The following is a 22,160-nucleotide window of genomic DNA, read 5'->3' as shown; positions in this document are numbered from 1 at the left end:
GGCTCAGCGCCGCGAGGATTTCTTCTCAGCCTGCAAGCTGCGCTTCAGCGCCTCGGTGATGTCAATGACATTGCTTGACGGCTGGGAAGCCTTGCCGCCGGCGCCCTTCTTCGGCTTGCGGCCCTTCTTGTGCTTGGCAATGATCTCGAGCAGCTTTTCCTGCACCGGATCGCTCGCCATCGACGCCTTCCAGGCTTGCGTTCGCTCCTCGATCACCTTTTCGACCAGCTTCAGCTGCGCCTTGTCCGGTTTTTCCGAGGGCTTTTCAGCGGCATAATCTTCCGCGTCACGCACCTCGTCACCATAACGCAGCGTCCAGACGACGATACCCTTGTCCTTCGGCAACAGCAGCACGGCCCGTTCGCGCCGATACATGACAAGTCGTGCAATGCCGCCAGTCTTGGTTTTCGCCATCGCCTCGCGGATGACCGTGAAGGCCTCGGCGCTCACCTCGTCATCGGGCGCCAGATAGTGGGGGCGATCGTACCAGATCCAGCCGATGGAATCGGCCGGCACGAAGGTTTCGATATCGATCGTGCGGGTGCTTTCGAGCCCGACATCCTCGATTTCCTCATCCTCGAGCAGCACGTAATCGTCCTCGCCCCTAGGATAACCCTTCACCTGGTCATCCTCGTCGACCGGGTCGCCGGTGACGGAATCGACGTACTGGTTGAGCACGCGGTTCTGGGTTTTCCGGTTGAGGTTGTGAAAGCGCACCTTGGCGCTTTCGGTAACGGCCGGCGTCATGGTGACCCTGCAGGTCACCAGCGACAGCTTGAGATACCCCTTCCAGAAAACGCGTGGCGCCATCGGCCGCCTCCTTCTTTGCCGGATCAACCCGCAACCGCCCGCCGCGGTTCCGGAACCAACGCCGATGGCAAGCCGTTTCCGCCCTGTTACGTAAGGAGGTCAAAATGACGAGCACGCCAAATTCACCGACAAAAGAGCAGGGCAAGACGACGGAAGAGTCCGCTCGCGAGCGTGGCAACGGGCAGGATCTCGAAGAACAGCTCGAAGAAGGACTGGAAGACACCTTCCCCGCAAGCGACCCGGTCGCCACCACGGTGACATCCATCCCGGCCGGCACTCCGCCGCCACCCAAACGCTAAAAATCATCCCTTCCGACACTGGATTGGAACAAAACGGGCGGCTTCCGGAATAGGAAGTCGCCTTAATTGATTTATCCTCTGTGACTTTTTCGGGATATCCGAAGTTAACCATCTTGCTGTAAGGAGGACAGCGTAGGGTTTGAGCAGGGCGGATACTTTCGGCTAGGGTGGCCGAGCATCGATTACCTCAGAGGTCGGGATGGCGAAGCAAAGCAGTCCGGTGACGGATCAGGAGACAAGGATCGGACGACGCGTCAATCGTCAGGTTTCGGTGCTCCTGAACGAAATTGAAAAAGAAGAAGTTCCGGATCGTCTGCTTGAACTGGCGCGCGAACTGCAAAAGGCGCTTGGCGAAAAAGCCTAAGGCCCTGGCGACCTGACTATCGCTACCGTGGCGCCTGGGCCCCGGCCTCCAAAACCCGGCTTTGTCCGATTACCGGGATCGATCATCAAGAAAATGAATCTCGCCGCAGGTCTGCGCCGCGAGGAACTTTCCTTTGTCTGTGGGGTTAACTGGCCTGGGAAACACACCCAGACCAATCACCTCAAGGAGAGATCAATGGCAACGAAGACCCTCGACGACCTGTTCTATGAAACTCTCAAGGATATCTACTACGCCGAGCGTCAGATCCTGAAGGCTCTGCCGAAGATGGCACGTGGTGCCCAGGACCAGAAGCTGAAGGCCGCTTTCGAAAAGCACAAGGAAGAAACCGAAGGCCAGATCGAACGCCTGAAGCAGATCTTCGAAATCATTGGCAAGCGTGCCCAGGGCAAGACCTGCGATGCCATCGAAGGCATCATCTCCGAAGGCGAAGAGGTCATGGAAGAGTTCAAGGGCACGCCGGCGCTGGACGCTGGTCTGCTTGCAGCAGCCCAGGCTGTCGAACACTACGAGATCAGCCGCTACGGCACGCTTCGCTCCTGGGCCAAGCAGCTCGGCATGAAGGACGCGGTGAAGCTCCTCGAAGAAACGCTCGCCGAAGAAAGCAAGACCGACGAGGCTCTTACGATGCTCGCCGAGTCGGCTGTCAATGCAGCGGGCCAGAAGGCCGCCTGACTTTGAAGGGGCGGGTTCACCCTGGCCCTGATATGGAAAAGCCCGGTTTGACCGGGCTTTTTTGTTGCTTGCTTATTGAGAGAGAGGGCTTCGGGGTATCGCCCCCGCTTGGCCTCTGGCGATCACCGAGACCGGCAGCATCTCTCCATTGAGCGCCTGGCGACGGAAGATCTTGTCCTTCGCGCCCATGCTGCGGGCAATGTGTGCCTTTGCGGCATCCATGGCCAGATCGTAGGTGTGGTAGCAGGATGCGGACTGCACCCCGTCGATCACATAGACCCAGCCGGTCGCGTGCGGAATGATATCGCAGTAACGTTCCATGATTGTCTCCTTCCCGGCCACGCAACGCGGGAGCTAGGAAAAGGTTCCTCATCAACATCAACAACCTGCTTGGATGGCCGCTATTTTTTCATTCGCGGCCGGAACCTTTTGCCACCATTGCCGTTTCACGATCGGGCGAATGGAGACAATAATGGCAGACTCCGAAGAAAAGTGGATCAGGCAGCGCGCATACGCGCTCTGGGAAGAAGAAGGCTATCCGTCAGGCAAGGACCAGGAGCACTGGGATAGAGCGACACGCGAATATGCTGCACTTGGATCCGCTGCATCGACGGGAGCGGCCAAGGGCAAGAAGAGCGCCGGCGCATCCAAGACCACCAAGGCTTCGAGCGCAAAAAGCTCAGCTTCCTCAAAGGGCGGTGCTTCCAAACCCGCCTCCTCCGGTTCAGGCTCCAAGGCACAATCCAGGAAACCGACTGCAAAAGCTGCTGCAGCGACCGTTGATGCGGCACTGGGTGAGGCGCCTGACGACGACGCTGCCAAGCCCGCGCGTTCCAAGGCTGCGAAACCCGCATCGCCAGCCAAGACGGGCGCCACTGACAAGAAAAGTTCTTCTGCTAAGGCAGGCTCCAAGGCCCAGGCTGCAATGCCGGAAGCCGTAGGGCCAGAAAAGAAGCGCTCCAAGAAGGTTTCGGCTGGCGCAGCCGGCTAGATCCAACCGATCGACCAGTGATCGAACGGCCGCGGCGACATGTTCTGCCGCGGCACAGTCTATCTTTGCCTTGGACATCAGCGAATGGCTTACGCGTTAAATTCCTCCCCTCTGTCGAAGCGCTGGAACGTTGGCTACCCGCCAATGGTTCTTCAAGATGCAAGCGCCTGGAGGCGGAGGAAAGCACGATGAACGCTTACGCTTCGGTCGACATCGGTAACGGCGATCAGCACGTTGTGCCGGGTCGCGAAATGGGTGCAGGCCCGGACAAACGGGCACCGCGTATGAAGATTTTATCGGTTACTTCAGAGATATTTCCCCTCATCAAGACCGGCGGCCTGGCAGACGTTACCGGCTCCCTTCCGAAAGCCTTGAACGCGCTCAATGTCGACACCACGACGATCGTGCCCGGTTATCCGAAGGTGATGGCGCAGCTGAAGAGCGCCATGCCGCTGCTGACCTTCGACGATCTCCTCGGCGAACGCGCCTGTCTGCTGCATACGCGCGTGGAAGGCTTGAGCCTTTTCGTGCTCGATGCACCGTCGCTGTATGACCGCCCCGGCGGACCTTACGTCGATGAACATGGGATCGATCACCACGACAACTGGAAGCGCTTTGCAGTCCTTTCGCTTGCCGCCGCCGAGATCGCCAATGGCGTGCTGCAGGGTTGGGTACCGGATCTGGTCCACACCCATGACTGGCAGTCGGCGCTGACCTCGGTCTACATGCGCGAGCGCGGCTGCAAAACGCCGGTGGTGCTGACGATCCACAACCTCGCCTTCCAGGGCCAGTATTCGGCGGGCCTGCTCGGCGAGTTGCGCCTGTCGCCGCGTGCCTACTCGCTCGATCAGCTGGAATATTTCGGCGATATCAGCTTCCTGAAGGGCGGCCTGCAGACGGCCGATGCGATCACCACCGTCAGCCCGACCTACGCGCGCGAGATCCTGACGCCACGTTTTGGCATGGGCCTCGACGGCGTGTTGAACGCACGCGTGGCGGTACTGCGCGGCATCGTCAACGGCATCGACCTCGAAATCTGGGATCCGGCAACCGATCCATACCTTCCCCGCAACTATGATGTCGGCAGCCTGCGCCGCAAGCGAGACAACCGCACGGCGTTGCAGCACCGGTTCGGTCTCGACCCATCTTGCAAGGGGCCGGTCTTTTCGGCAGTGAGCCGTCTCACCTGGCAGAAGGGCTTCGACATGTTCGCCGATACGGCGGACGAGGTGATCGGCAATGGCGGCCAGGTGATCGTCTTCGGCCAGGGTGACAAGGACATCGAGCAGGCGCTGATCAACACGGCTGCCCGGCATCCGGGCCAGATGGCGGTGCATGTCGGTTACGACGAACCGACGGCCCACCTGATCCATGGCGGATCGGATGCGATCGTCCAGCCGTCACGCTTCGAGCCATGCGGCCTCACCCAGCTTTACGCGTTGCGCTACGGATGCGTGCCGGTGGTATCGCGCACCGGCGGGCTTTCCGAAACCATCATCGATGCCAATGATGCGGCAATGTCGGCGCGGGTGGCCACCGGCTTCCAGTTCCACCCGGTTACGACGGATGGGCTGCGGCTGGCGCTGCGCCGCGCCATGCATGCCTTCCAGGAGCCCAAGATGTGGGCGCGCCTGCAGAACCAGGGCATGAAGGCGAAGTTCTCCTGGGAGCGGAGCGCGCAGCAATATGCGGCTGTCTACGCCAACCTCGTGCGCAAGGCCGGCAACGCCGCCTTCGACCGGGCCAGCATCCGCCGCGCGACAATCTGATCTTTCCAGCATTATTCAGCGCATGAAAAAAACCGGCCTCGCGGCCGGTTTTCTTCTGCCCTCGTGGGCGGCCGTGTTACGGCCGCCGGAACAGGGCGAGGCTTCGGCCTTCGAGCTCGAAGTCCTTTTCCTTGGTGATGATTAGGCCATGCTTGCTGATGTCCGAGGTCGTCAGTTCCAGCACCCAGCCGCCTTCGCCGAACTGCGGGATTCGGAACGGCACATTGCCTTCAAACGGGTTGAAGAGCAGCAGGACGTCGTGCCAGATCCCCTCCTCCACCTTGAGATCCGGGCGGCCGATATAGAGCCCGAGCGTCGAGCCCTCGTCCCACTGGTGCGGCTCCTGGAAACCACCGCCAGCGTTGAACCACTTGATCTCCATGCCGTCGCGCCAGTTTTCACGGCGCAGCAGCGGCTGCTCGCGGCGCAGCTGGATGATCCGGCGGGTGAACTCACGCAGGTCCTCGCAAGCCTCCGGCAGGTCGTCCCAATGGACCCAGGAGATGTCGCTGTCCTGGCAATAACCGTTGTTGTTGCCCATCTGGCTGCGGCCAAATTCATCACCGGCAAGCAGCATCGGCGTGCCGTGCGAGAAGAACAGCGTGGCGAGGAAGTTGCGCTTCTGGCGCTCGCGCACGGCGTTGATGCCCCCGTCGTCCGTCGGACCTTCCGCACCATAGTTGTAGGAGCGGTTGTCGTTGTGGCCGTCGTTGTTGTCTTCGCCGTTATCGTCGTTGTGCTTCTCGTTGTAGGACACGAGGTCGTTCAGGGTGAAGCCGTCATGGGCGGCAATGAAGTTGACGCTTGCCCAGGGGCGACGGCCACGCTGGTCGTAGAGGTCACCGGAACCGAGCAGGCGCGCGGCGAAATCGGTCGAGACGTTGGTGCCCTTCCAGTATTCGCGTACCGTGTCGCGATACTTGTCGTTCCACTCGGCCCAACCCGGTGGGAAGCCACCGACCTGGTAACCGCCGGGACCGATGTCCCAAGGTTCGCCGATGAGCTTGACCTTGGAAAGGACCGGATCCTGCGTCACCGCATCGAAGAAGCCGCCGCGCTCGTCAAAGCCCTCCGGCTCGCGACCGAGGATGGTGCCAAGGTCGAAGCGGAAACCGTCGACATGCATGGACTCCGTCCAGTAGCGCAGCGAATCCAGTATCATCTGCAGCACGCGCGGATGCGAGGTGTTGACCGTGTTCCCGGTGCCGGTGTCGTTGATGTAGTAGCGGTGCTGGTCCGGCATCGTCCGGTAATAGGAGAAGTTGTCGATACCCTTGAACGACAGCGTTGGGCCAAGCTCGTTGCCCTCGCAGGTGTGGTTGTAGACCACGTCGAGGATCACTTCGATGCCGGCATCATGGAAGCTGCGCACCATGTCGCGGAAGCCCTGGATGCCCCGCGGCCCGTAATAACGCGGCGCCGGTGAGAAGAAACCCAGCGTATTGTAGCCCCAGAAGTTCTTCAGCCCCTTGTCGAGCAGGTGCTGGTCGTCCGGGAAATAATGGATGGGAAGAAGCTCGACCGAGGTGATCCCGAGCGCCTTGATATATTCCACCGACGCCTTGTGGCCCATGCCTTCGAAAGTGCCGCGCAGTTCCTTCGGGATCGCCGAGTTCAGCTGCGTGAAGCCTTTGACATGTGTTTCGTAGACGACGGTCGACGGCCAGCTGATCGACGGGCGGTTCTTGTCCTGCCAGTCGAATTCGTTGGGGTCGATCACCCGGCACTTTGGCGTGAACGGTCCGCTGTCACGCTCATCGAAGGTCAAATCCTTGTCGGGGTGCAGCAGATCATAGGCGAAATGCGCGTCGTTCCACTCCACCTCGCCCACCAGTTCGCGTGCGTAAGGGTCGACGAGCAACTTGTTCGGGTTGAAGCGATGGCCGTTTTCCGGGTCATACGGACCGTGCACGCGGTAGCCGTAAAGCGCCCCCGGCTTCAGGCCAGGCACGTAACCATGCCAGATCTCGTGGGTGTATTCCGGCATGTCCATCCGTGCGATTTCGACCTTGCCGCTCGGATCGTAGAGGCAAAGTTCGACCCGCTCCGCATGCGCGGAAAAAATGGCGAAGTTGACACCTTCGCCATCGTAGTTGGCTCCCAGCTGAACCCAGGAACCGGGTTCGATGGAGAGATGAGTTGATTTCGTGTCCATGCCGCACCTTGTGAAAGTTTCGCCAGATAATGGCGCGACACGCGAAATCGTTCCGTTGACCGGGGAATTTACGGGTTGCCGGTGCCGCCCGGCGGCGTGTTGTTTCCAGGCGCGGTCTGCGTGGTGCCGGACGGTGACGTAACCGGGCTTTGGCCGCCGGTTCCAGACTGCGGCGTCGGATCGCGATCGGCCGGTGCCGTCTGCGTCGTGCCGGATTGCGCTGGCGGGTTGTTGTTGATCGGGTCGCTCTGGTTTTCGCCGCTGTCACCACAGGCGCTGAGCAGGACGACGGACGACAAGGCGATGATGAGACGTTTCATTTATGGTCTTCTCCGGAAAACTTCTTGTAAGCAGCCTGCCGGCGGCGGGCATCAAGGGCGATAACTTTCTCGACGGCAGCGACATCTTCCGCTGCTGCGACGGGGACGGGGTCACCGGCAATCGCTTCCAGCACCTCGGGCGCCAGCGCGCCTTCGCGGATCACGTATTCCAGTGCTTCTCGCGTTTGCCGCTCCGCCTTGAGCTGCGCATAAAGCGCCAGGATCAACCGATCCCTGACATCGCGCTCCGGCTCGCCATCGCCTGTTCTGGCAAATTCTGCCATGGCTTCCTCCGTGTCTTGTGCAGGGGTCAACTTTCCGTCGCAGCGATTGTTCCCTCCCCGCTCCTTGCGCCTATGTCATGGGGACGTGGGAAATCTTGAAGGAGGGAGCCATGTCTGCATTGACGCCAGAGGAGCTGGAAGGCCGGATCAACGCGCACCGGGAACTGATGATCGAGATGCTTGCAGCCATGATCGGCGGCGAGGTGACCATTACGTCCTTCCTGCGCAAGCTGCGCGACGACGCGACGTTCAAGGACAATGAGGAAGATCCGGGCGCCCTGCCGGAGACTGCGTTTGCTACGCAAAACGCCATGGCGCGTGAGGTTCGCTCCATCCTGGAGGCGGCGCGGGCCCGGGCGGCGGCGGACAATTAACCGCTAATTTAGATTTAAGGCAATCTTGCCACGTTTAAGGCGGATTTGTGGAACCACTATGGGCCTCTCTCGTTCATCTACCACAGCAATGATGGAGGCGACGATGGTCCGGGAATGGGTGGAAGCAGCAGGGTTCATGCTTGTGATTGCAGCCTGCTACATGATGGTCGTGCCTGTCTGATCAACGTCTCCCTGTGGAAATAGAGGGGACGCTGGAGGGGACGGATGAGGCTCTGAGTGATCAGGGACCACTCCCCTTGCGGCCTGCAAAATATGCGGCAAGCGCCGCCATATCACCCTCCTTCAGGTACTTTGCTGCCTCGACCATGAGGTGGCTGTAGGACGTCCCGCCTCGGGTTCCCCCACGAAACAGGTGAAGCTGCCGCTCCAGATATGGCGCCGGCTGACCGGACAAGTGGGGATAAACCGGGTTTCCATCCGCCTTCTCATGACAGCTGAGGCAAGCAGGCACCTTGTCCGCAGGGCGCCCGGTTTCCGCAAGAATCCGCCCCTTCTCCACCAGCTCTGACGCTGCTGCATCATCTGCTGACTGCTGCGAGGCTTGCGACGCGAAATGGCGCGCCAGCTCCGGGAACGTGGCGGGATCCATCGCGCTCACGGCGAGCTGCATCACGCCGCTCTGGCGCCTGCCCTCGGCATAAGCCTTGAGACTCTCCAGAAGATAGGCTTCCGACTGGCCGGCAATGTTCGGGATCACGCTCTTGCCATCAAGCCGGTTTTGGGCGTGGCAGCTTTCGCAGGTGATCGGTAGCGGCGAAACGGCGCCAGCCATGCCAGAGGTCCGCAGCCCCGAGAGTTGAATGTAAGTCCGCGCGTCCATCTCCGGCAGTCTGCGGATGAAGGCCACCATGCCCCAGACCTCATCGTCACGCGCCTGGCTCGGCCAGGCCGGCATGCCGGTATACCGCACGCCGTGCTTGACGATCTCGAACAGCTCCGCGTCCGTCCATTGCGGCACGACTTGCTTGAGGTCCGGCGGCGGCGGCAGCATGGCGAGAACCGAGTCCGGACGCGGACTGGCCGGCGAGCCATGGCAGATGGCGCAGCCGGTTTCGTAATGACCTGCCGCAGGCGGCAGTCGCGCCGGATCGTCCAGCGGCGGCGCCTCGACACCGAGCGCTGCCGTGCCGACGGAGTTGCGCATGGCCCAATGCAGGAACCAGTCGGTCACGCCCCAGTGCCCGGTGCTGGCGCGAATACCCATCATCCCTGACCAGGCGAAGGCGAGCCCCAAGAGCGGCAGCACGATGATGAGGATGATCAGGTGTTTCCAGCGGATCGTCATGGGCGCGGCCTGCCTCCCGGCTGGTTCGTTGGCGCCGCAAGCGGCGAATTTAGCGTCTGCGCCAGCAGCGCCACCCCGCCGGCGAGGTAAACGACTGCGCCGACAAGCAGCATGACCACGCCGCCGGCCTGCTGGTCCGTATGGGCAGACAAGGTGATACCGAAGCAGCTGACAATGCCATCCCCATAGAGCGGACGCGGCGACAGCGCCAGCAAGGCGCCAAGCAGCGTCATGTGCATGGAAGTGAAGATGAGCCCGAAGGTGCCGGCGAGCCTGCGCTCCTCGCGGCCGCTTGCAGCGCCGCCAAGACAGGAGAGCCAGAGCGTCAGGCCAGCGGCAAGGAAGACCGCCTGCTCTGCCGCCGCGATGAGCGCAGAGCTTTCCGACAGGGCGCGCATCGCCGGTACATGCCATGTCCAGACGGCGAAGAGCTCCAGCACCGAGCCGGTCAGCGGCGTGATCCACCTTTGGCTCTGCGTGAAGTCGAAGCGCGTGCCGGAGAGACCTATACCGATCAGCGGCGCGGCGCCGGCCACCACACCCATATGGACGATCATGTGGACGGAGAACGACGTCCGGTCGGCAAAGGGCAGCAGCCCCGCCCAAAGCACGAGGAGGAGCAGCAGGCCGGCGACGAGCGATGCCTTCTTCATGGCTGGCACTCCGCGATGAAGAACAAGGGGATCGCGACATAGATCACCGCCACGAAGCTCAGGCCCGAAAGCAGCAGCGTCGCAAACCCCTGGAAGTGTCGGCGTTCTTCGCGGGTAGGCTCGTCATGCGGCGGATCGCCCTTGCCGTAACCCCACTGGCGCCAGGCAAGATAGGCCGACAGCACGATCATGGCGAGCGCAACGAGGGTGATGACCAGCAGCCAGATGCGCACCGTGTCGAAGGTGAAGGTTTCCGGCAGCCGCTTGGCGCAGAAGATCGCGGCCAGCACGTAACAGATGACGAAATGCAGCGCCCACACCACAGGTGCCGTGAACAGCGTCCAGAGGGTTTCGATCTCGCGGGGAATGACACTCTTCATGACAGCACCAGCGGAAAGAAGCCGATGACGGCGAAGGTCGTAAGCGCGGTAACGGCCGTGAAGTGCCAGTAGAGCGCGACATTGCGGATGTCCTGATCGTATTCCGCCGTCATGCGGCCCGCGAGGCTGCGGGCGAGGCAGTACAGATGCATGACCGCACCCAGCACGCCATGTGTCACGGTCCAGATCACCAGCACCCAGACGATCGCCGGATAAACATGCGAGGTGGGATCCATGCCGTGGAGGTAAGGCCCGGCCAAACCTGCCATCGATGCGGCGATGCTGACGAGGACCGCCAGGACCAGCACCAGGCGGGTGGCAAGCGGCCCCTTCTCGTTGAGTTGCCGCGCCAGCAGCGTGAGCCCCCAGGCGACGATAAAGAGGACCAGCGCCAGCATCGGCCAGAAGAGGCCTGGGCCTGAGGTGACGGCGAAGTCGTCATGGATGGTCCAGTAGAAGAAATAGCCGAAGACGAGGCTGCCAAAGGCGGTGCCGTCACCCACCATGGTGATGAACATCGCCCACCAGCCGACCGAGGCCGGGCCGGAGACGTAGATCGGCAGCTTCAGGCCAAGCCCGACATCCATTTCCGGCGCTTCGGGGATCTGTCCGGTGCCGGTCCACAGCCAGACGATGATGGCAATGAAGGTGATGATGGCGCAGATGATCGTCGTGATCCACCAGTGGTAGGTGAGCGCAATGAACACACCGCCAAGCGCCATGGCCGCGATGATCGTCACATAGGACACGCCGCCGACGCGAAGGCACTGGATGGGCTCGGCATCGAGAACCGAGGTCACCAGCGTCTCGCGCTTGCCCGATTTCGCATCCGGAAGGTAGAAGCGGCCCGCTTCGATATCGGCCTGCAGGTTCGGCTGGTCCCACAGCGGGTAGCGGCTGGTGATGATCGGCACCGAGCGCATGCCCCAGCTCTCGTCCGGATCGTTCGTCCATTCCAGCGTGCCGGAATTCCAGGGGTTCAGATTGCGCTCCGCAGGCTTCGGCTTCGGGCGGAAGATATCAATGACGAAGGTTGCCACACCGGCTGCGAAGATGAAGGCACCGACGGTCGAGATCAGGTTGAACCAGTCCCAGCCGATGTCTTCCGGGTAGGTGAAGACACGCCGCGGCATGCCCCTCAGGCCGGAAAAGTGCATCGGGAAAAACGCGATGTTGAAGCCGGTGAACATCAGCCAGAAGGCCGCCTTGCCCCAGGCGTCGGAGAGCTTCTTGCCGGTGACGAACGGGAAGTAATAATAGATGCCGGCGACCACCGGAAACAGCATCCCGCCGATCAGCACGTAATGCAGGTGCGCCACGATAAAATAGGTGTCGTGCGCCTGCCAGTCGAACGGCACGACCGCCACCATGACGCCCGTGAGGCCGCCGATTATGAAGATGATGAGGCCGCCGGCGCCAAACAGCATGGGCACGCAAAAGATCACACGGCCGGCCAGCATGGTGGCGATGAAGACGAAGATCTGCACGCCAGTCGGGATCGCCACGGCTTCCGACGCGGCCGAGAAGAAGGCGAGCGAGATCTGCGGCATCCCGGTCGTAAACATGTGGTGCACCCACAGCCCGAAGCTCAGGAACCCGGTCCCGACAGCCGCCAGCACGATCCAGGAATAACCGACGATCGGCCGCTGCGCGAAGGTCGGCACGATCATCGCCATTAGCGCGATCGCCGGCAGGAAGATGATGTAGACCTCCGGGTGGCCGAAGATCCAGAAAAGGTGCTGCCACAGCAACGGATCGCCGCCGCGTGACGGATCGAAGAACGGCCAGTCGAACATCCGCTCCATCTCGAAGAGGATGTCGCCGGCAATTAGCGGCGGGAAGGCAAACAGGATCATCCCGGCCACCACCAGCAGGTACCAGGCAAACATCGGCATCATGTTGATGCGCATGCCGGGTGCCCGACATTTCATGATACCGACGATGATCTCGACCGCCGCGGCAATCGAGGCGACTTCGATGAAGGACAGGCCAAGCAACCAGATATCTGCGCCGATGCCCGCCTGCTCCTTGTTCGTTGCAAGCGGCGGATACATGAACCAGCCGGCATTGGGCGCTGCATTGAAGAAGATCGAGCCGCAGACGAAGACGCCGCCGAGAAGGAAGCTCCAGAAGCCGAAGGCCGAGAGCCGCGGGAACGGCAGTTCGCGGGCGCCGAGCATGGACGGCAGCAGGAAGATCGCCACCGCCTCGAAGATCGGCACGGCAAACAGGAACATCATCACCGTGCCATGCAGGGTGAAGGCCTGATTGAAGATCTCGGCGGAGATGAGGTCGTTTTGCGGCACCGCCAGTTGCAGGCGGATGAGGAGCCCAAGCAGACCGGCAAACAGCATGAAGCCGAAGGCGGTCATGCCGTACCAGAGGCCGATTTCGCTGTTGTTGACCGAGGTCCAGTAGCGGATCCCCTTCGGCGTCTCCCATACCTTGCGAAGGCGCTCCTCCTGCGCGGCCCGCTCCTCTGGCGAAAAATCTCCGAGCTCGACGGTCATTGGAGCCCCTTCAGGTAAGCGGCGATACGGTTAATTTCGGCCTCCGGCAGCATGGAATAATGCGGCATGAAGACGCCCGGCTTGATGGCATCCGGCTGGCGGATGAAGCGGGCGATGTTTTCCGTCGTGTTTTCAAGCGAGCCGGCTGCGACCGAACCACGGGCACCGTAGGCAGTCAGGTTCGGGCCAATCGTGCCGCGGGCCTCCGTGCCGGAGATCGTGTGGCAGGCTGAACAACCGTGCCTTAGGAACAGGGCAAGTCCTTCGGCATCCTGCGACCCGGAGGCATTGCGCCGCGCGGCGAGCCAGGCCCGGAAAGCGTCAGGCTCCATGGCTTCCACGGTGAAGGCCATCAATGCATGGGAGGTGCCGCAGAATTCGGCGCAGACGCCGCGATAGGTGCCGGGGCGCTCGGCCTGCAGCGTCAACCGGTTCTGGCGGCCGGGGATCATGTCCATCTTGCCACCGAGCACCGGGATCCAGAAGGAGTGGATGACATCCGGCGCATCAAGCAGGAACAACACCCTTTCCCCCACCGGAATACGAATCTCGTTGGCCGTCTCGATCGCAGCCTCGCCGCCTTCTTCCGGATAACGCACCCGCCACCAGAACTGTTCGCCAGTGACTTCAATGCGCCGCAACTCCTCGTCCTGGCCCTGGAACCACGGGCGGACATTCGGCATCAGCCAGACGGCATAAGAAAGAAGCAGGCCGAGGGTGATGACCGGGAACGCGACACCACCCCAGAGGATGAGCCTGCCCGCCTTCTTCTCCGGATAGACCTGCTTCCGCCGCGACGAGGCATAGAGCAGCAGCGTCACCACGCCGGTCCAGATGAGTGCGCCACCGATGAACATGACGAAAGACAGCGTCGCGACGTCGGCGGCCTCGCGGCCCGCCGGGTCAAGCGCCGACTGCACGCCGGAGCAGCCGGTGAGAAGGAGAATGGGGAAGAGGAGATAAAGGCTGTGCGGTCGAGAGGGACGCGCGTCATGGCAAAGGCTGATGTTCACGGACACTGGCCGGCGGCGCTCCGTCAAACCACTATCGCCCATGCGCGCCTGAACCCATCTCACTGTCCCCAGAACATTCAGCGTCAAACGCGCATCAGGGGGATTTGTTCCTGCCGCTCGATCACTTTCCTTAACGGACGGACAAAAATGTGGAACGATTTGGGAAGCGCTGGGTTCTCATACCATTGGGGGCATGACGCCCCTGGTTCGCAACGGGAGAGCGATCATGCAGAACTACTACGACACGGTGAAGAAACCGCTGGCGGTTCGCGGGGACAGCGGGTCCCTGGCGGATGCTCAGGGACATGGCCCGCAGGTCGCGGTGCCTGCCTCGGTGTTTCTGCCCTTACCCAAGTCCCCGCATGACGAAATCAGCGTTCCAGCCTCCATCAACGGCAGGGACCTGTCCACCGGCCGCCTCTAAGGCCGGGAGAAGAAGAAACTGACCAACAAGGAGACAGCATGACCAATATCGAAGCTGCCAATATCCTTATTCTCGCAACCGATGGATATGAGCGCTCCGAACTGCGGGTTCCGCTTGAGGAACTGCGCAAGCGTGGCGCGACGGTGAAGATCGCATCCATCAAGACCGGCGAAATCAAGAGCTGGGACGAGAAGGATTGGGGCGACACGGTGCCTGTCGATCTCGAGGCAAAGAACGTCAAGGCCGAGGAGTTCGACGCACTCGTGCTTCCGGGCGGGCAGATCAACCCGGATGTCCTGCGCGCCAATGAAGAGGCCGTGCAGGTGGTGCGCGATTTCGTGAAGAGCGGCAAGCCCGTTGCCGCCATCTGCCACGGCCCATGGCTTCTGGTTGAAGCCGATGCGCTGCGTGGCCGAAAGGCAACCTCCTATGCTTCCATCCGCACAGACCTGCGCAATGCAGGTGCCTCGTGGAAGGATGAAGCGGTCGTGGTGGATGCCGGGATCATCACGTCCCGCTCGCCAAAGGACCTGCCCCAGTTCGTGGACAAGATCGTCGAGGAAGTCCGCGAAGGCCGCCACAACCGGCGGGCAGCTTAAAAGCAAGATCGACGAAAGCCTTCAGGCCGCTTGCGTTTCGACGCCGGCGGCCTTTTCTTGTTCCGGGGAAGCCGTGGTTTCCTGCAGGAAGGCAAGGAGCCGGCGTTCGTTAGCGCGAAGGCCCTTCGGCCCGTTCACCACCGGCCGTGCCGCCATCACCGTCTGGAGCGGCGTGACATCATCCGCCAGCGCAAGGATTGCCGGGTGGATATAGCTCGAACGGCAGACGGCCGGCGTGTTGTGGAGCGCTTCTGATGCTGCATGGGTCATGAGCTTCACCTTCGGCGCCGTACCCTGCTGCGCCACGTGATCCCAGGCCGCCATCAGTGCCGCAAGACTGCCGCCCCAGGTGCGGAAGGTCTTGGCAGACACGGCAAACCCCGCGGCCTTGGCGATATAGGCGTTGAGCCGCCCGCTATCGACCGGATGCGGCACGCCGTTTTCATCCGGCCAGGAGAACAGCTGCCGGCCCGGCAGGTCGGCAATCTCTTCCAGGATGCGCTGCAGGCGGGGGTGTTTGAGCGTGTGGCGCACCTTCTTGCCGCCCTTGGCGGTGAAGCGCAGCACGATCGCGTCACCCGACAGCATCATGTGGCGCTTCAGAAGCGTGGTCGCGCCATAGGTCTTGTTTTCCTTGGCATAGGCCTTGTTGCCGACGCGCAGATGCGTCGCGTCCATCAGCGACACGATCGCCGCCAGCACGGCCTCCGATTTATCAAGCCCTGAGGCAAGGTCCCGCTTCGCCTTGTTGCGTATGCGTGGCAGGGACTCACCGAACCGCATGAGCTGGTCGAACTTGCGCTCGCTGCGCAGGTTCTGCCAATCGACATGGTAGCGGTACTGCTTGCGGCCGCGCGCATCGTAACCTGTGGCCTGCAGATGGCCGCGCGGGTTCAGGCAGATCCAGACATTCTCGTAGGCTGGTGGCAGGCCGAGCGCTGCAATGCGCCGCCGCTCCTCCTCATCCGTCACGAGCTTGCCATCCGGCAGCTTGTAACAAAATCCCTTGCCGCGGCGCAGGCGGCGGATGCCGGGCTCCGTGTCGCTGACATAGCTGAGACCGATGATCTCAAGCGATTCCTGGTCGATATCGAGGGGCGTGATGAGAGCGTCCATGGCCGCTTAAACGGCAGCCACGCGTCTTCGTTCCCCGAACAACCTCCGGTTCTCAGACGGCGACGACGGTTATGCCCACAGGGGCTTCAAGACGTTCAAACGAGGCGCGCGGCGCATCCATGACCCAGCGCAGGCCATGCGGGAAGAAGTCTATCTGGACCTGCCCCTGGAATGCCGCTTCCGCATGGCGCTTGATGATCGTGGTGCCGAAGCCGGTGCGCGAGGGCTCGACCACCTCCGGCCCGCCGATCTCTTCCCAGCTCAGCCGCAGCATCAGGTCGTCGCCATCCCTGGGAAGTTCCTGCCATGTGATCCGCACCTTGCCCTGCGGCACCGAAAGCGCCCCATACTTCACCGAGTTCGTCGCAAGCTCGTGCAGGATGAGGCCGAAGTTCTGGACCGCTTCCGCCTTCAGCGTAAAATCCTCGCCCTGAAGGTCGATCCGGTCGGCGACATCGGCGAAGGTGCTCATGTGGACATCGATCACGCGGCTGATCGAAACGCCGGCCCACTGTTCCTTCGCCAGCGCCTCGATCGATTTGCCGAGCCCCTGCAGGCGATGGCCGATCGCTTTCTGGAACTCCTCCATGCTGGTGTCCTGACGCGCCAGCTGGCGCATCATCGCCTGCACAAGCGTCAGGATGTTCTTCGTCCTATGCACCAATTCATGGAGGATGAGGTGGATATGATCCTCCGCCTGACTGCGATCGAAGGAGGCGTTTGAGAGGGCGATCGCGACCTGGTTGGCTTCCTTGATCTTCGTTTCAACGGGAGAGACGATCTCCCCCTGTCCCATGCGCTCCGCCATCTCGGCAAGCTGGCGGATCGGGAAACGCAGCTGGCGGCCGACCAGCCAGGCGATCAGCATCGCAACCGTGAGGAAGATCGCCCCGCCGGAAATCAGTTGCCGCCAGGTGGAAAGAATGCTCGCCTGCGCCGCATCGATGGGCCCCCAGACGATCGCCTTCCAGGTCCAGCCGGTGATCTGCGAATAACCGTACATCTGCATTTCGTCGCCATCGACATCCTGGATCGAGCCGCGGAAGCCGGTCATCAGCTTCAGCATTTCAGCCGGGAATGCATTGCCCGGCTCCAGGCTTTGAGCGCCAAGCGAGGTCACCACATGCCCCGACCTGTCGACCACCGCGAACGACCATCCGGCCGGCAAACTTTCCGTCGGCAGCAGTTTCTGCAGATCATCGGCATTCTGGGTGATGATGATGGCAGCACCGGCCCTGGAGGCGGACGGCGGCAGCGGCATCGCCACGTTGAAGACGGGCCTTCCGCTGGTCGTGCCGCGGAACACGTTGGAGACTTCCGTCACCCCGTTCTTCAGGACGGACTGAAGTGCCGGCATGTTGCCGGTCTTGCCGAGCGGCGTGTCGAAGGGCACGCGCGTGTTGAGCTTCAACTGGCCGTCCGCGTCCGCCACCAGGACGAACAGCGAATCGGACCGCAGGCTGTTCTGGGTGCGGTTGTGGAAAGCCTTGAGGTCGCCGCGTTCGAGCTCCGGAGAGGTTACCAGGAGACGCAGAGTCGTTGCCATGTCCTGCAATTCGCGGTCCACCGACCGGGCGACCAGCTGGGCATCCTCGGCGGTCTCATTGGCAAGGATTTCGCGCTCGTTGGCCTCCAGCTCCATCATCAGGTAACCAACGAAGATCAGCAAAGGCAGCGCCACTCCGGCCACCAGGGCAACCAGATAGGCTCCAATCGGAGCGGTCGGGAAAAAGCGCGAAAGCCTAATCATTCCGCGCGGTTAGCCGACGAAGACGAGCCAGGGGCCTGCGCCACCTGTTCGCAGTTTCCATATTCGTGTCCCGCCCTTTGCTAATGTATTAGCGAAATCTGTCTAACCGGTTTTGGCCCCTTGTCCAAGCGATTGATTGCACGCGATGGGTCTGTGTCCTGTAGCAGACGGACGCGCATCAGCGCCCAAGCAGGCCCGACTCGGCGAATTGTATCGTGTCAATACAGGATGGGATGGGGCCAAGGCGGGTCATTAGGCAAATATCCGCCATTCCGGCAAATTCCGGAGCCCGCGGCAGAAATTTGTGGACGACGAAATGGAGGGTATCTTCGGCAGGACCGGGCATCCGAGAGACGCCGATCCTGCCGAGGCTTTTGTCTTAGATCGCGGGCGCTCCAGAGTCTGTGCCAGCCTGGCCATCGCCCACCCGAAGGTTGTTCTGGACGTGCCGAACGCCGGAAATGTTGTCGACGAGGTCTTCAGCGCGTCGCTTGTCGGCGCGGCTCGACACGAAGCCATCGAGGGTGACTTCGGCCTGGCTGACCGTGACGCTGATATTCGACGCGTCAAGCATCGGATCGTCGCTCAGCCGGTCGTTGACGTCTTCCTCTATGCGCGCGTCGGACCTCTGGTAACCCTTCGGCCCTTTGCCGCGATGGGCGTCCATGTCGCGGCGGCGCTCGGCATCCTCGTCACCGAACCAGGATGCCACTTCATCACCGGCGCGCTGCATGAACGAGCGGCCGCGCTGGTCGTCGCCCTGTGAGCGCGAACGGGCGTTCGGCTCGTACCGGTAATCGCGATCCTGCCGGTGCTCGTAGTCCGAGCCATAATACTGGTTCTCGACCTGGTTCACCCGATCGCTGCGCGGATCATAACTGAACGAGGTCGGACGGCCGCGATAGGCGTCACGCGCCCAGATGCGGGACTGGCCGGTGTCGCCGTAACCGCGTTCGTGGCCGAAGTCGTTGTCAGCCCAGTGTTCGCCACGCCCGTAGCGCGAGGACCGGGAGCGATCATCCGTGTCGCGGCCGCCGAACACGTCGTCATCGCGGTCGCCGGCGCTGTAGCCGCTGCCATAACCCGTATCGCCCGGGCGGTAGCCACCGGAGGAGCCGCGGTCTCTATCGCGGAAAGATTCGTCGCGGGAATGGTCGCGCTCATCGCGCATCCGGTCGTGTCTATACCCGCCCGACTGGGAATAAGGTCCATTGGCCATATCGTGTCTCCTCAGCTTGGATTTGGCCCTGCCGAAGGTGGTTCGAAAAAGCAGGACAAAAGACCGAACGGGACCTATGGCCGAATGTTCCTCCCTGGGCCCGTGAGGGGCAGCCGAAACGGAAAAAGCCGCGACGGGAATCGCGGCTTTCTCCAAGGATGACTATGAAGGGCGACTGGCTTAGCTGATCCGGTTGCCCGTCTGCGGATCGAAGACCACCGCCTTGTCGAGGTTGAAGGCGAAGGTGAACTTTTCGCCGGGTGCCACATGCACGTCGGCGCGCGTGCGTGCCGTGAATGTCGCGCCATCGACCTTGCCGGTGACGAATGTATCCGAACCCGTCGGTTCCACCATCGTGACGTCCGCATCGATACGCGCCACCGACCGCACGTTCGGGTCGAGCAGGCCCGTATCGGAAATGGCTTCAGGACGAAGGCCGAGGATGACCTCCTTGCCGTCAGGAAGGCTCGTGGTGACGGAGGGCGGCATGTCCACCTTGATGCCGTCGCTACCGAACAGCGCGATACCGCCGTCGGAAACCTTGCCCTTCAGCATGTTCATCGCCGGCGAGCCCATGAAGTCGGCGACAAACAGGTTGGCGGGGCGATTGTAGATATCCGCCGGCGTGCCGACCTGCTGGACCGTGCCTTCCTTCAGCACGACGATCTTGGTCGCAAGCGTCATCGCCTCGATCTGGTCGTGGGTGACGTAGACGATCGTGGCGTTGGTGTTCTGGTGCAGCGCCTTGATCTCGGCACGGACCTCGACGCGCAGCTTCGCGTCGAGGTTTGACAGCGGCTCATCGAACAGGAAGACGCGCGGCTGGCGAACGAGCGCGCGGCCCATGGCGACACGCTGGCGCTGGCCACCCGAAAGCTGGCTTGGGCGGCGCTTCAGGAGATGCTCGATCTGCAGTGTCTTGGCCACCTGCTTGACCGCCGCTTCGCGCTGCGCCTTTTCCACACCGCGCATTTCCAGCGCAAAGGCGATGTTCTCTTCCACCGTCATGTTCGGGTAGAGCGCGTAGGACTGGAAGACCATGGCGATATCGCGCTTGGACGGGTGAAGGTCAGTGACCACCTGCCCGTCGATGACGATATCGCCAGACGTCTGCGGCAAGAGACCCGCGATGACGTTGAGAAGCGTGGACTTGCCGCAGCCGGAAGGACCGACCAGAACCAGGAAGCCGCCCTTTTCCAGCTCGATGTCGATCCCCTTCAGGATCTCGTTCGGACCGATCTTCTTGCGGATGTTCTTGATTTCGAGAAAGCTCATGAGCGGTTATCCCTTGACGGCGCCGGCCATGAGGCCACGCACGAAATAGCGTCCGGCGACGACGTAAACGAAGAGGGTCGGCAGGGCGGCGAAGATCGCGGCAGCCATGTCGACGTTATATTCCTTCACGCCGGTGGAAGAGGAAACGAGGTTGTTGAGCGCCACCGTCATCGGCGAGGACGCGCCGCCCGAGAAGGAAACCCCGAACAGGAAGTCGTTCCAGATATTGGTGAACTGGTAGATGATGGTGACGACGATGATCGGGCCGGACGTCGGCAGCAGGATGCGCCAGAAGATCCGGAAGAAGCCCGCGCCGTCCATCATGGCCGCCTTGATGAGCTCGTCCGGAAACGCCTCGTAGTAATTGCGGAAGAACAGCGTCGTGAACCCGAGGCCATAGATGACGTGGACCATGACGAGGCCGGTTGTCGTACCCGAAAGGCCCATCAGGCCGAGCAGCCGCGCCATCGGGATGAGAACCGCCTGGAACGGGATGAAGCAGGCAAACAGCATCATGCCGAAGACGATCTTGTGTCCCGGGAAACGCCATTTGGTGAGCACGTAGCCGTTCAGCGCGCCAAGCAGCGTCGAGATGAGAACGGCCGGGATCACCATCTTGATGGAGTTCCAGAAGTAGCCCTTGATGCCGGCGCAGGAGACACCGATGCAGGCCTCGCCCCAGGCCTTCACCCAGGCTGCGGCCGACGGGTCGCGCGGCAGTGCCAGCATGTCGCCACCGCGGATTTCCTCGAGCGACTTCAGCGACGTCGTCAGCATCACGTAGAGCGGCAGCAGATAGACGAGCGCCAGCACGATAAGCGTGCCGTAGATGAAATAACGCGCGGCGCGGGCCGAGCCGGCGCTGACGGTTTCGGTGGCAGCACTCATTGCTTCTTCTCCCGCAGTTCCGAATACAGGTAAGGCACGATGATTGCGGTGATGCCCATCAGCATCATCACGGCGCTGGCCGAACCGACGTTCATCTGGTTGCGGTTGAACGTGTAGGAATACATGAAGGTGGACGGCAGCTCGGTTGCATTGCCCGGGCCGCCACCGGTCAGCGCAATTACCAGGTCATAGGACTTGATGGCCATGTGCGCGAGCACGATGAAGGCGGACAGGAAGATCGGCCGCAGCATCGGGATGATGATCCGGCGATAGATCGCGACCGTCGAGGCACCATCGATCTGTGCGGCGCGAATGATCTCGCCATCGATGCCGCGCAGGCCAGCCAGGAACATTGCCATCACGAAACCTGACGCCTGCCAGACGCCGGCAATCACGATCGTGTAGATCGCCATGTCCGGGTTCACCAGCCAGTCGAAGGTGAAGCTCTCCCAGCCAAGGTTGCGCATGGTGTGCTCAAGGCCGAGGCCGGGGTTGAGGAACCATTTCCAGGCCGTACCGGTAACGACGAAGGACAGCGCCATCGGATACAGGAAGATCGGCCGCAGCACGCCTTCGGCACGGATGCGCTGGTCCATCAGGATCGCGATGAACAGGCCGATCGCGGTGCAGAGCACGATGTAGAGGATGCCGAAGATCGCCAGGTTCTGCATGGCGACATACCAGTTCGGCTGCGACCACAGGCGATAGTAGGCGTCGAACCCGCCCCATTTGTAGACGGGCAGGATGCGGGATGTCGTCAGGGAAAGGGTGATCGTCCAGAGGATGAACCCGTAGACGAATACGAGGATCACGGCGAAGGAGGGTGCAAGCACGATCTTCGGCAGCGCGTTGCGCAATCCATCTGCGAAGCTGCGGCCTTGCCTTTGCGGCACCACGACCGGAGCCGGCTCGATTGTCGTCATCATGACCTCCGGCAACATCCGAAAGAAGGTGGAATTTCAAAAGTG

At 61.8% G+C, this 22,160-nt stretch carries 24 protein-coding genes; 8 read left to right on the top strand and 16 right to left on the bottom strand.

All coding sequences use genetic code 11. From position 1 onward, the window contains the following. Positions 1-3 precede the first annotated feature (3 nt). Positions 4-810 carry a non-homologous end joining protein Ku gene (ku, locus tag M0654_RS02725; RefSeq protein WP_248681724.1) on the bottom strand — a complete coding sequence of 269 codons (807 nt, stop codon included), beginning with the start codon at positions 808-810 and terminating at the stop codon, positions 4-6. Positions 811-914: 104 nt separating this feature from the next. Between ku and M0654_RS02720 the strand changes: the two genes are divergently transcribed. The 3 genes from M0654_RS02720 (at position 915) to M0654_RS02710 (ending at position 2,166) form a co-directional block, all read left to right on the top strand. Continuing rightward, the gene (locus M0654_RS02720; protein ID WP_248681772.1) at positions 915-1,109 is read left to right on the top strand and encodes a hypothetical protein; all 195 of its coding nucleotides are present in this window, start codon (positions 915-917) and stop codon (positions 1,107-1,109) included. A gap of 199 nt (positions 1,110-1,308) precedes the next feature. Continuing rightward, a complete protein-coding gene (locus M0654_RS02715; RefSeq protein WP_248681723.1) occupies positions 1,309-1,473 on the top strand; it encodes a hypothetical protein in 165 nt (54 codons plus the stop codon). Positions 1,474-1,668: 195 nt separating this feature from the next. Next, positions 1,669-2,166 carry a YciE/YciF ferroxidase family protein gene (locus tag M0654_RS02710; protein ID WP_118850578.1) on the top strand — a complete coding sequence of 166 codons (498 nt, stop codon included), beginning with the start codon at positions 1,669-1,671 and terminating at the stop codon, positions 2,164-2,166. Positions 2,167-2,238: 72 nt separating this feature from the next. Here the strand turns inward: M0654_RS02710 and M0654_RS02705 are convergent, their stop codons facing one another. Then, complete coding sequence (locus tag M0654_RS02705) at positions 2,239-2,487, bottom strand: hypothetical protein (protein ID WP_248681722.1); 249 nt, start codon at positions 2,485-2,487, stop codon at positions 2,239-2,241. A gap of 151 nt (positions 2,488-2,638) precedes the next feature. On the opposite strand from M0654_RS02705, the gene M0654_RS02700 reads away from it, so the two are divergent. After that, complete coding sequence (locus M0654_RS02700) at positions 2,639-3,157, top strand: DUF2934 domain-containing protein (RefSeq protein WP_248681721.1); 519 nt, start codon at positions 2,639-2,641, stop codon at positions 3,155-3,157. Positions 3,158-3,441: 284 nt separating this feature from the next. After that, positions 3,442-4,926, top strand: coding sequence for a glycogen synthase GlgA (gene glgA, locus M0654_RS02695; protein WP_248681770.1), 1,485 nt, complete (start codon positions 3,442-3,444; stop codon positions 4,924-4,926). A gap of 76 nt (positions 4,927-5,002) precedes the next feature. On the opposite strand, the gene glgX is transcribed toward glgA, so the two are convergent. The 3 genes from glgX to M0654_RS02680 all read right to left on the bottom strand — a co-directional run bounded on the left by glgX (position 5,003) and on the right by M0654_RS02680 (position 7,685). Then, positions 5,003-7,081 (bottom strand): glycogen debranching protein GlgX, encoded by a 2,079-nt coding sequence (gene glgX / locus M0654_RS02690; protein ID WP_248681720.1) that lies wholly within the window; start codon positions 7,079-7,081, stop codon positions 5,003-5,005. 68 nt (positions 7,082-7,149) lie between these two features. Next, entirely contained in the window at positions 7,150-7,401 is a 252-nt protein-coding gene (locus M0654_RS02685) for a membrane lipoprotein lipid attachment site-containing protein (RefSeq protein WP_118850582.1), read from the bottom strand. Further along, complete coding sequence (locus M0654_RS02680; protein ID WP_248681719.1) at positions 7,398-7,685, bottom strand: hypothetical protein; 288 nt, start codon at positions 7,683-7,685, stop codon at positions 7,398-7,400. Before M0654_RS02680 ends, M0654_RS02685 begins: the two co-directional genes overlap by 4 nt. A 110-nt stretch (positions 7,686-7,795) precedes the next feature. Between M0654_RS02680 and M0654_RS02675 the strand changes: the two genes are divergently transcribed. Beyond that, the gene (locus tag M0654_RS02675; RefSeq protein WP_248681718.1) at positions 7,796-8,059 is read left to right on the top strand and encodes a hypothetical protein; all 264 of its coding nucleotides are present in this window, start codon (positions 7,796-7,798) and stop codon (positions 8,057-8,059) included. A gap of 241 nt (positions 8,060-8,300) precedes the next feature. On the opposite strand, the gene M0654_RS02670 is transcribed toward M0654_RS02675, so the two are convergent. From M0654_RS02670 to coxB, 5 genes are read right to left on the bottom strand one after another with little or no spacing between them, the layout of a single operon-like run. Continuing rightward, positions 8,301-9,365: a c-type cytochrome gene (locus M0654_RS02670; protein ID WP_248681717.1), complete on the bottom strand. Its 1,065-nt coding sequence runs from the start codon at positions 9,363-9,365 to the stop codon at positions 8,301-8,303. Beyond that, positions 9,362-10,018 (bottom strand): cytochrome c oxidase assembly protein, encoded by a 657-nt coding sequence (locus M0654_RS02665; RefSeq protein ID WP_248681716.1) that lies wholly within the window; start codon positions 10,016-10,018, stop codon positions 9,362-9,364. Before M0654_RS02665 ends, M0654_RS02670 begins: the two co-directional genes overlap by 4 nt. Beyond that, positions 10,015-10,398: a hypothetical protein gene (locus M0654_RS02660; protein ID WP_248681715.1), complete on the bottom strand. Its 384-nt coding sequence runs from the start codon at positions 10,396-10,398 to the stop codon at positions 10,015-10,017. Before M0654_RS02660 ends, M0654_RS02665 begins: the two co-directional genes overlap by 4 nt. Further along, positions 10,395-12,908, bottom strand: coding sequence for a cytochrome c oxidase subunit I (ctaD, locus tag M0654_RS02655; RefSeq protein WP_248681714.1), 2,514 nt, complete (start codon positions 12,906-12,908; stop codon positions 10,395-10,397). The genes M0654_RS02660 and ctaD overlap by 4 nt, the downstream gene beginning before the upstream one ends. After that, positions 12,905-13,927, bottom strand: coding sequence for a cytochrome c oxidase subunit II (gene coxB / locus M0654_RS02650; RefSeq protein ID WP_248681713.1), 1,023 nt, complete (start codon positions 13,925-13,927; stop codon positions 12,905-12,907). Before coxB ends, ctaD begins: the two co-directional genes overlap by 4 nt. A 220-nt stretch (positions 13,928-14,147) precedes the next feature. Between coxB and M0654_RS02645 the strand changes: the two genes are divergently transcribed. Together M0654_RS02645 and M0654_RS02640 are read left to right on the top strand one after the other, a co-directional pair. Next, positions 14,148-14,345 carry a hypothetical protein gene (locus tag M0654_RS02645; protein ID WP_248681712.1) on the top strand — a complete coding sequence of 66 codons (198 nt, stop codon included), beginning with the start codon at positions 14,148-14,150 and terminating at the stop codon, positions 14,343-14,345. A gap of 38 nt (positions 14,346-14,383) precedes the next feature. Further along, on the top strand, positions 14,384-14,944 hold the full coding sequence (locus tag M0654_RS02640) for a type 1 glutamine amidotransferase domain-containing protein (protein ID WP_118850591.1): 561 nt from the start codon (positions 14,384-14,386) through the stop codon (positions 14,942-14,944). Positions 14,945-14,965: 21 nt separating this feature from the next. Here M0654_RS02640 and M0654_RS02635 read toward each other — a convergent pair whose 3' ends face one another. The 6 genes from M0654_RS02635 to M0654_RS02610 form a co-directional block, all read right to left on the bottom strand. Next, positions 14,966-16,033, bottom strand: coding sequence for a DNA topoisomerase IB (locus M0654_RS02635; RefSeq protein WP_248681769.1), 1,068 nt, complete (start codon positions 16,031-16,033; stop codon positions 14,966-14,968). Between the two features lie 79 nt (positions 16,034-16,112). After that, positions 16,113-17,810: a sensor histidine kinase gene (locus M0654_RS02630; RefSeq protein WP_248681711.1), complete on the bottom strand. Its 1,698-nt coding sequence runs from the start codon at positions 17,808-17,810 to the stop codon at positions 16,113-16,115. A 379-nt stretch (positions 17,811-18,189) separates the two neighbouring features. Next, complete coding sequence (locus M0654_RS02625; RefSeq protein WP_248681710.1) at positions 18,190-19,029, bottom strand: BON domain-containing protein; 840 nt, start codon at positions 19,027-19,029, stop codon at positions 18,190-18,192. Positions 19,030-19,209: 180 nt separating this feature from the next. After that, entirely contained in the window at positions 19,210-20,304 is a 1,095-nt protein-coding gene (locus tag M0654_RS02620; RefSeq protein ID WP_118850594.1) for an ABC transporter ATP-binding protein, read from the bottom strand. Positions 20,305-20,310: 6 nt separating this feature from the next. Next, complete coding sequence (locus tag M0654_RS02615) at positions 20,311-21,192, bottom strand: carbohydrate ABC transporter permease (protein ID WP_118850595.1); 882 nt, start codon at positions 21,190-21,192, stop codon at positions 20,311-20,313. After that, on the bottom strand, positions 21,189-22,115 hold the full coding sequence (locus M0654_RS02610) for a carbohydrate ABC transporter permease (RefSeq protein WP_199925292.1): 927 nt from the start codon (positions 22,113-22,115) through the stop codon (positions 21,189-21,191). The genes M0654_RS02615 and M0654_RS02610 overlap by 4 nt, the downstream gene beginning before the upstream one ends. Positions 22,116-22,160 lie beyond the last annotated feature (45 nt).

This window comes from Neorhizobium turbinariae (assembly GCF_023223505.1).
In the GTDB taxonomy this organism is placed as follows: Bacteria; Pseudomonadota; Alphaproteobacteria; order Rhizobiales; family Rhizobiaceae; genus Neorhizobium; species Neorhizobium turbinariae.
This window is presented reverse-complemented; position numbering and strand designations above follow the sequence as displayed.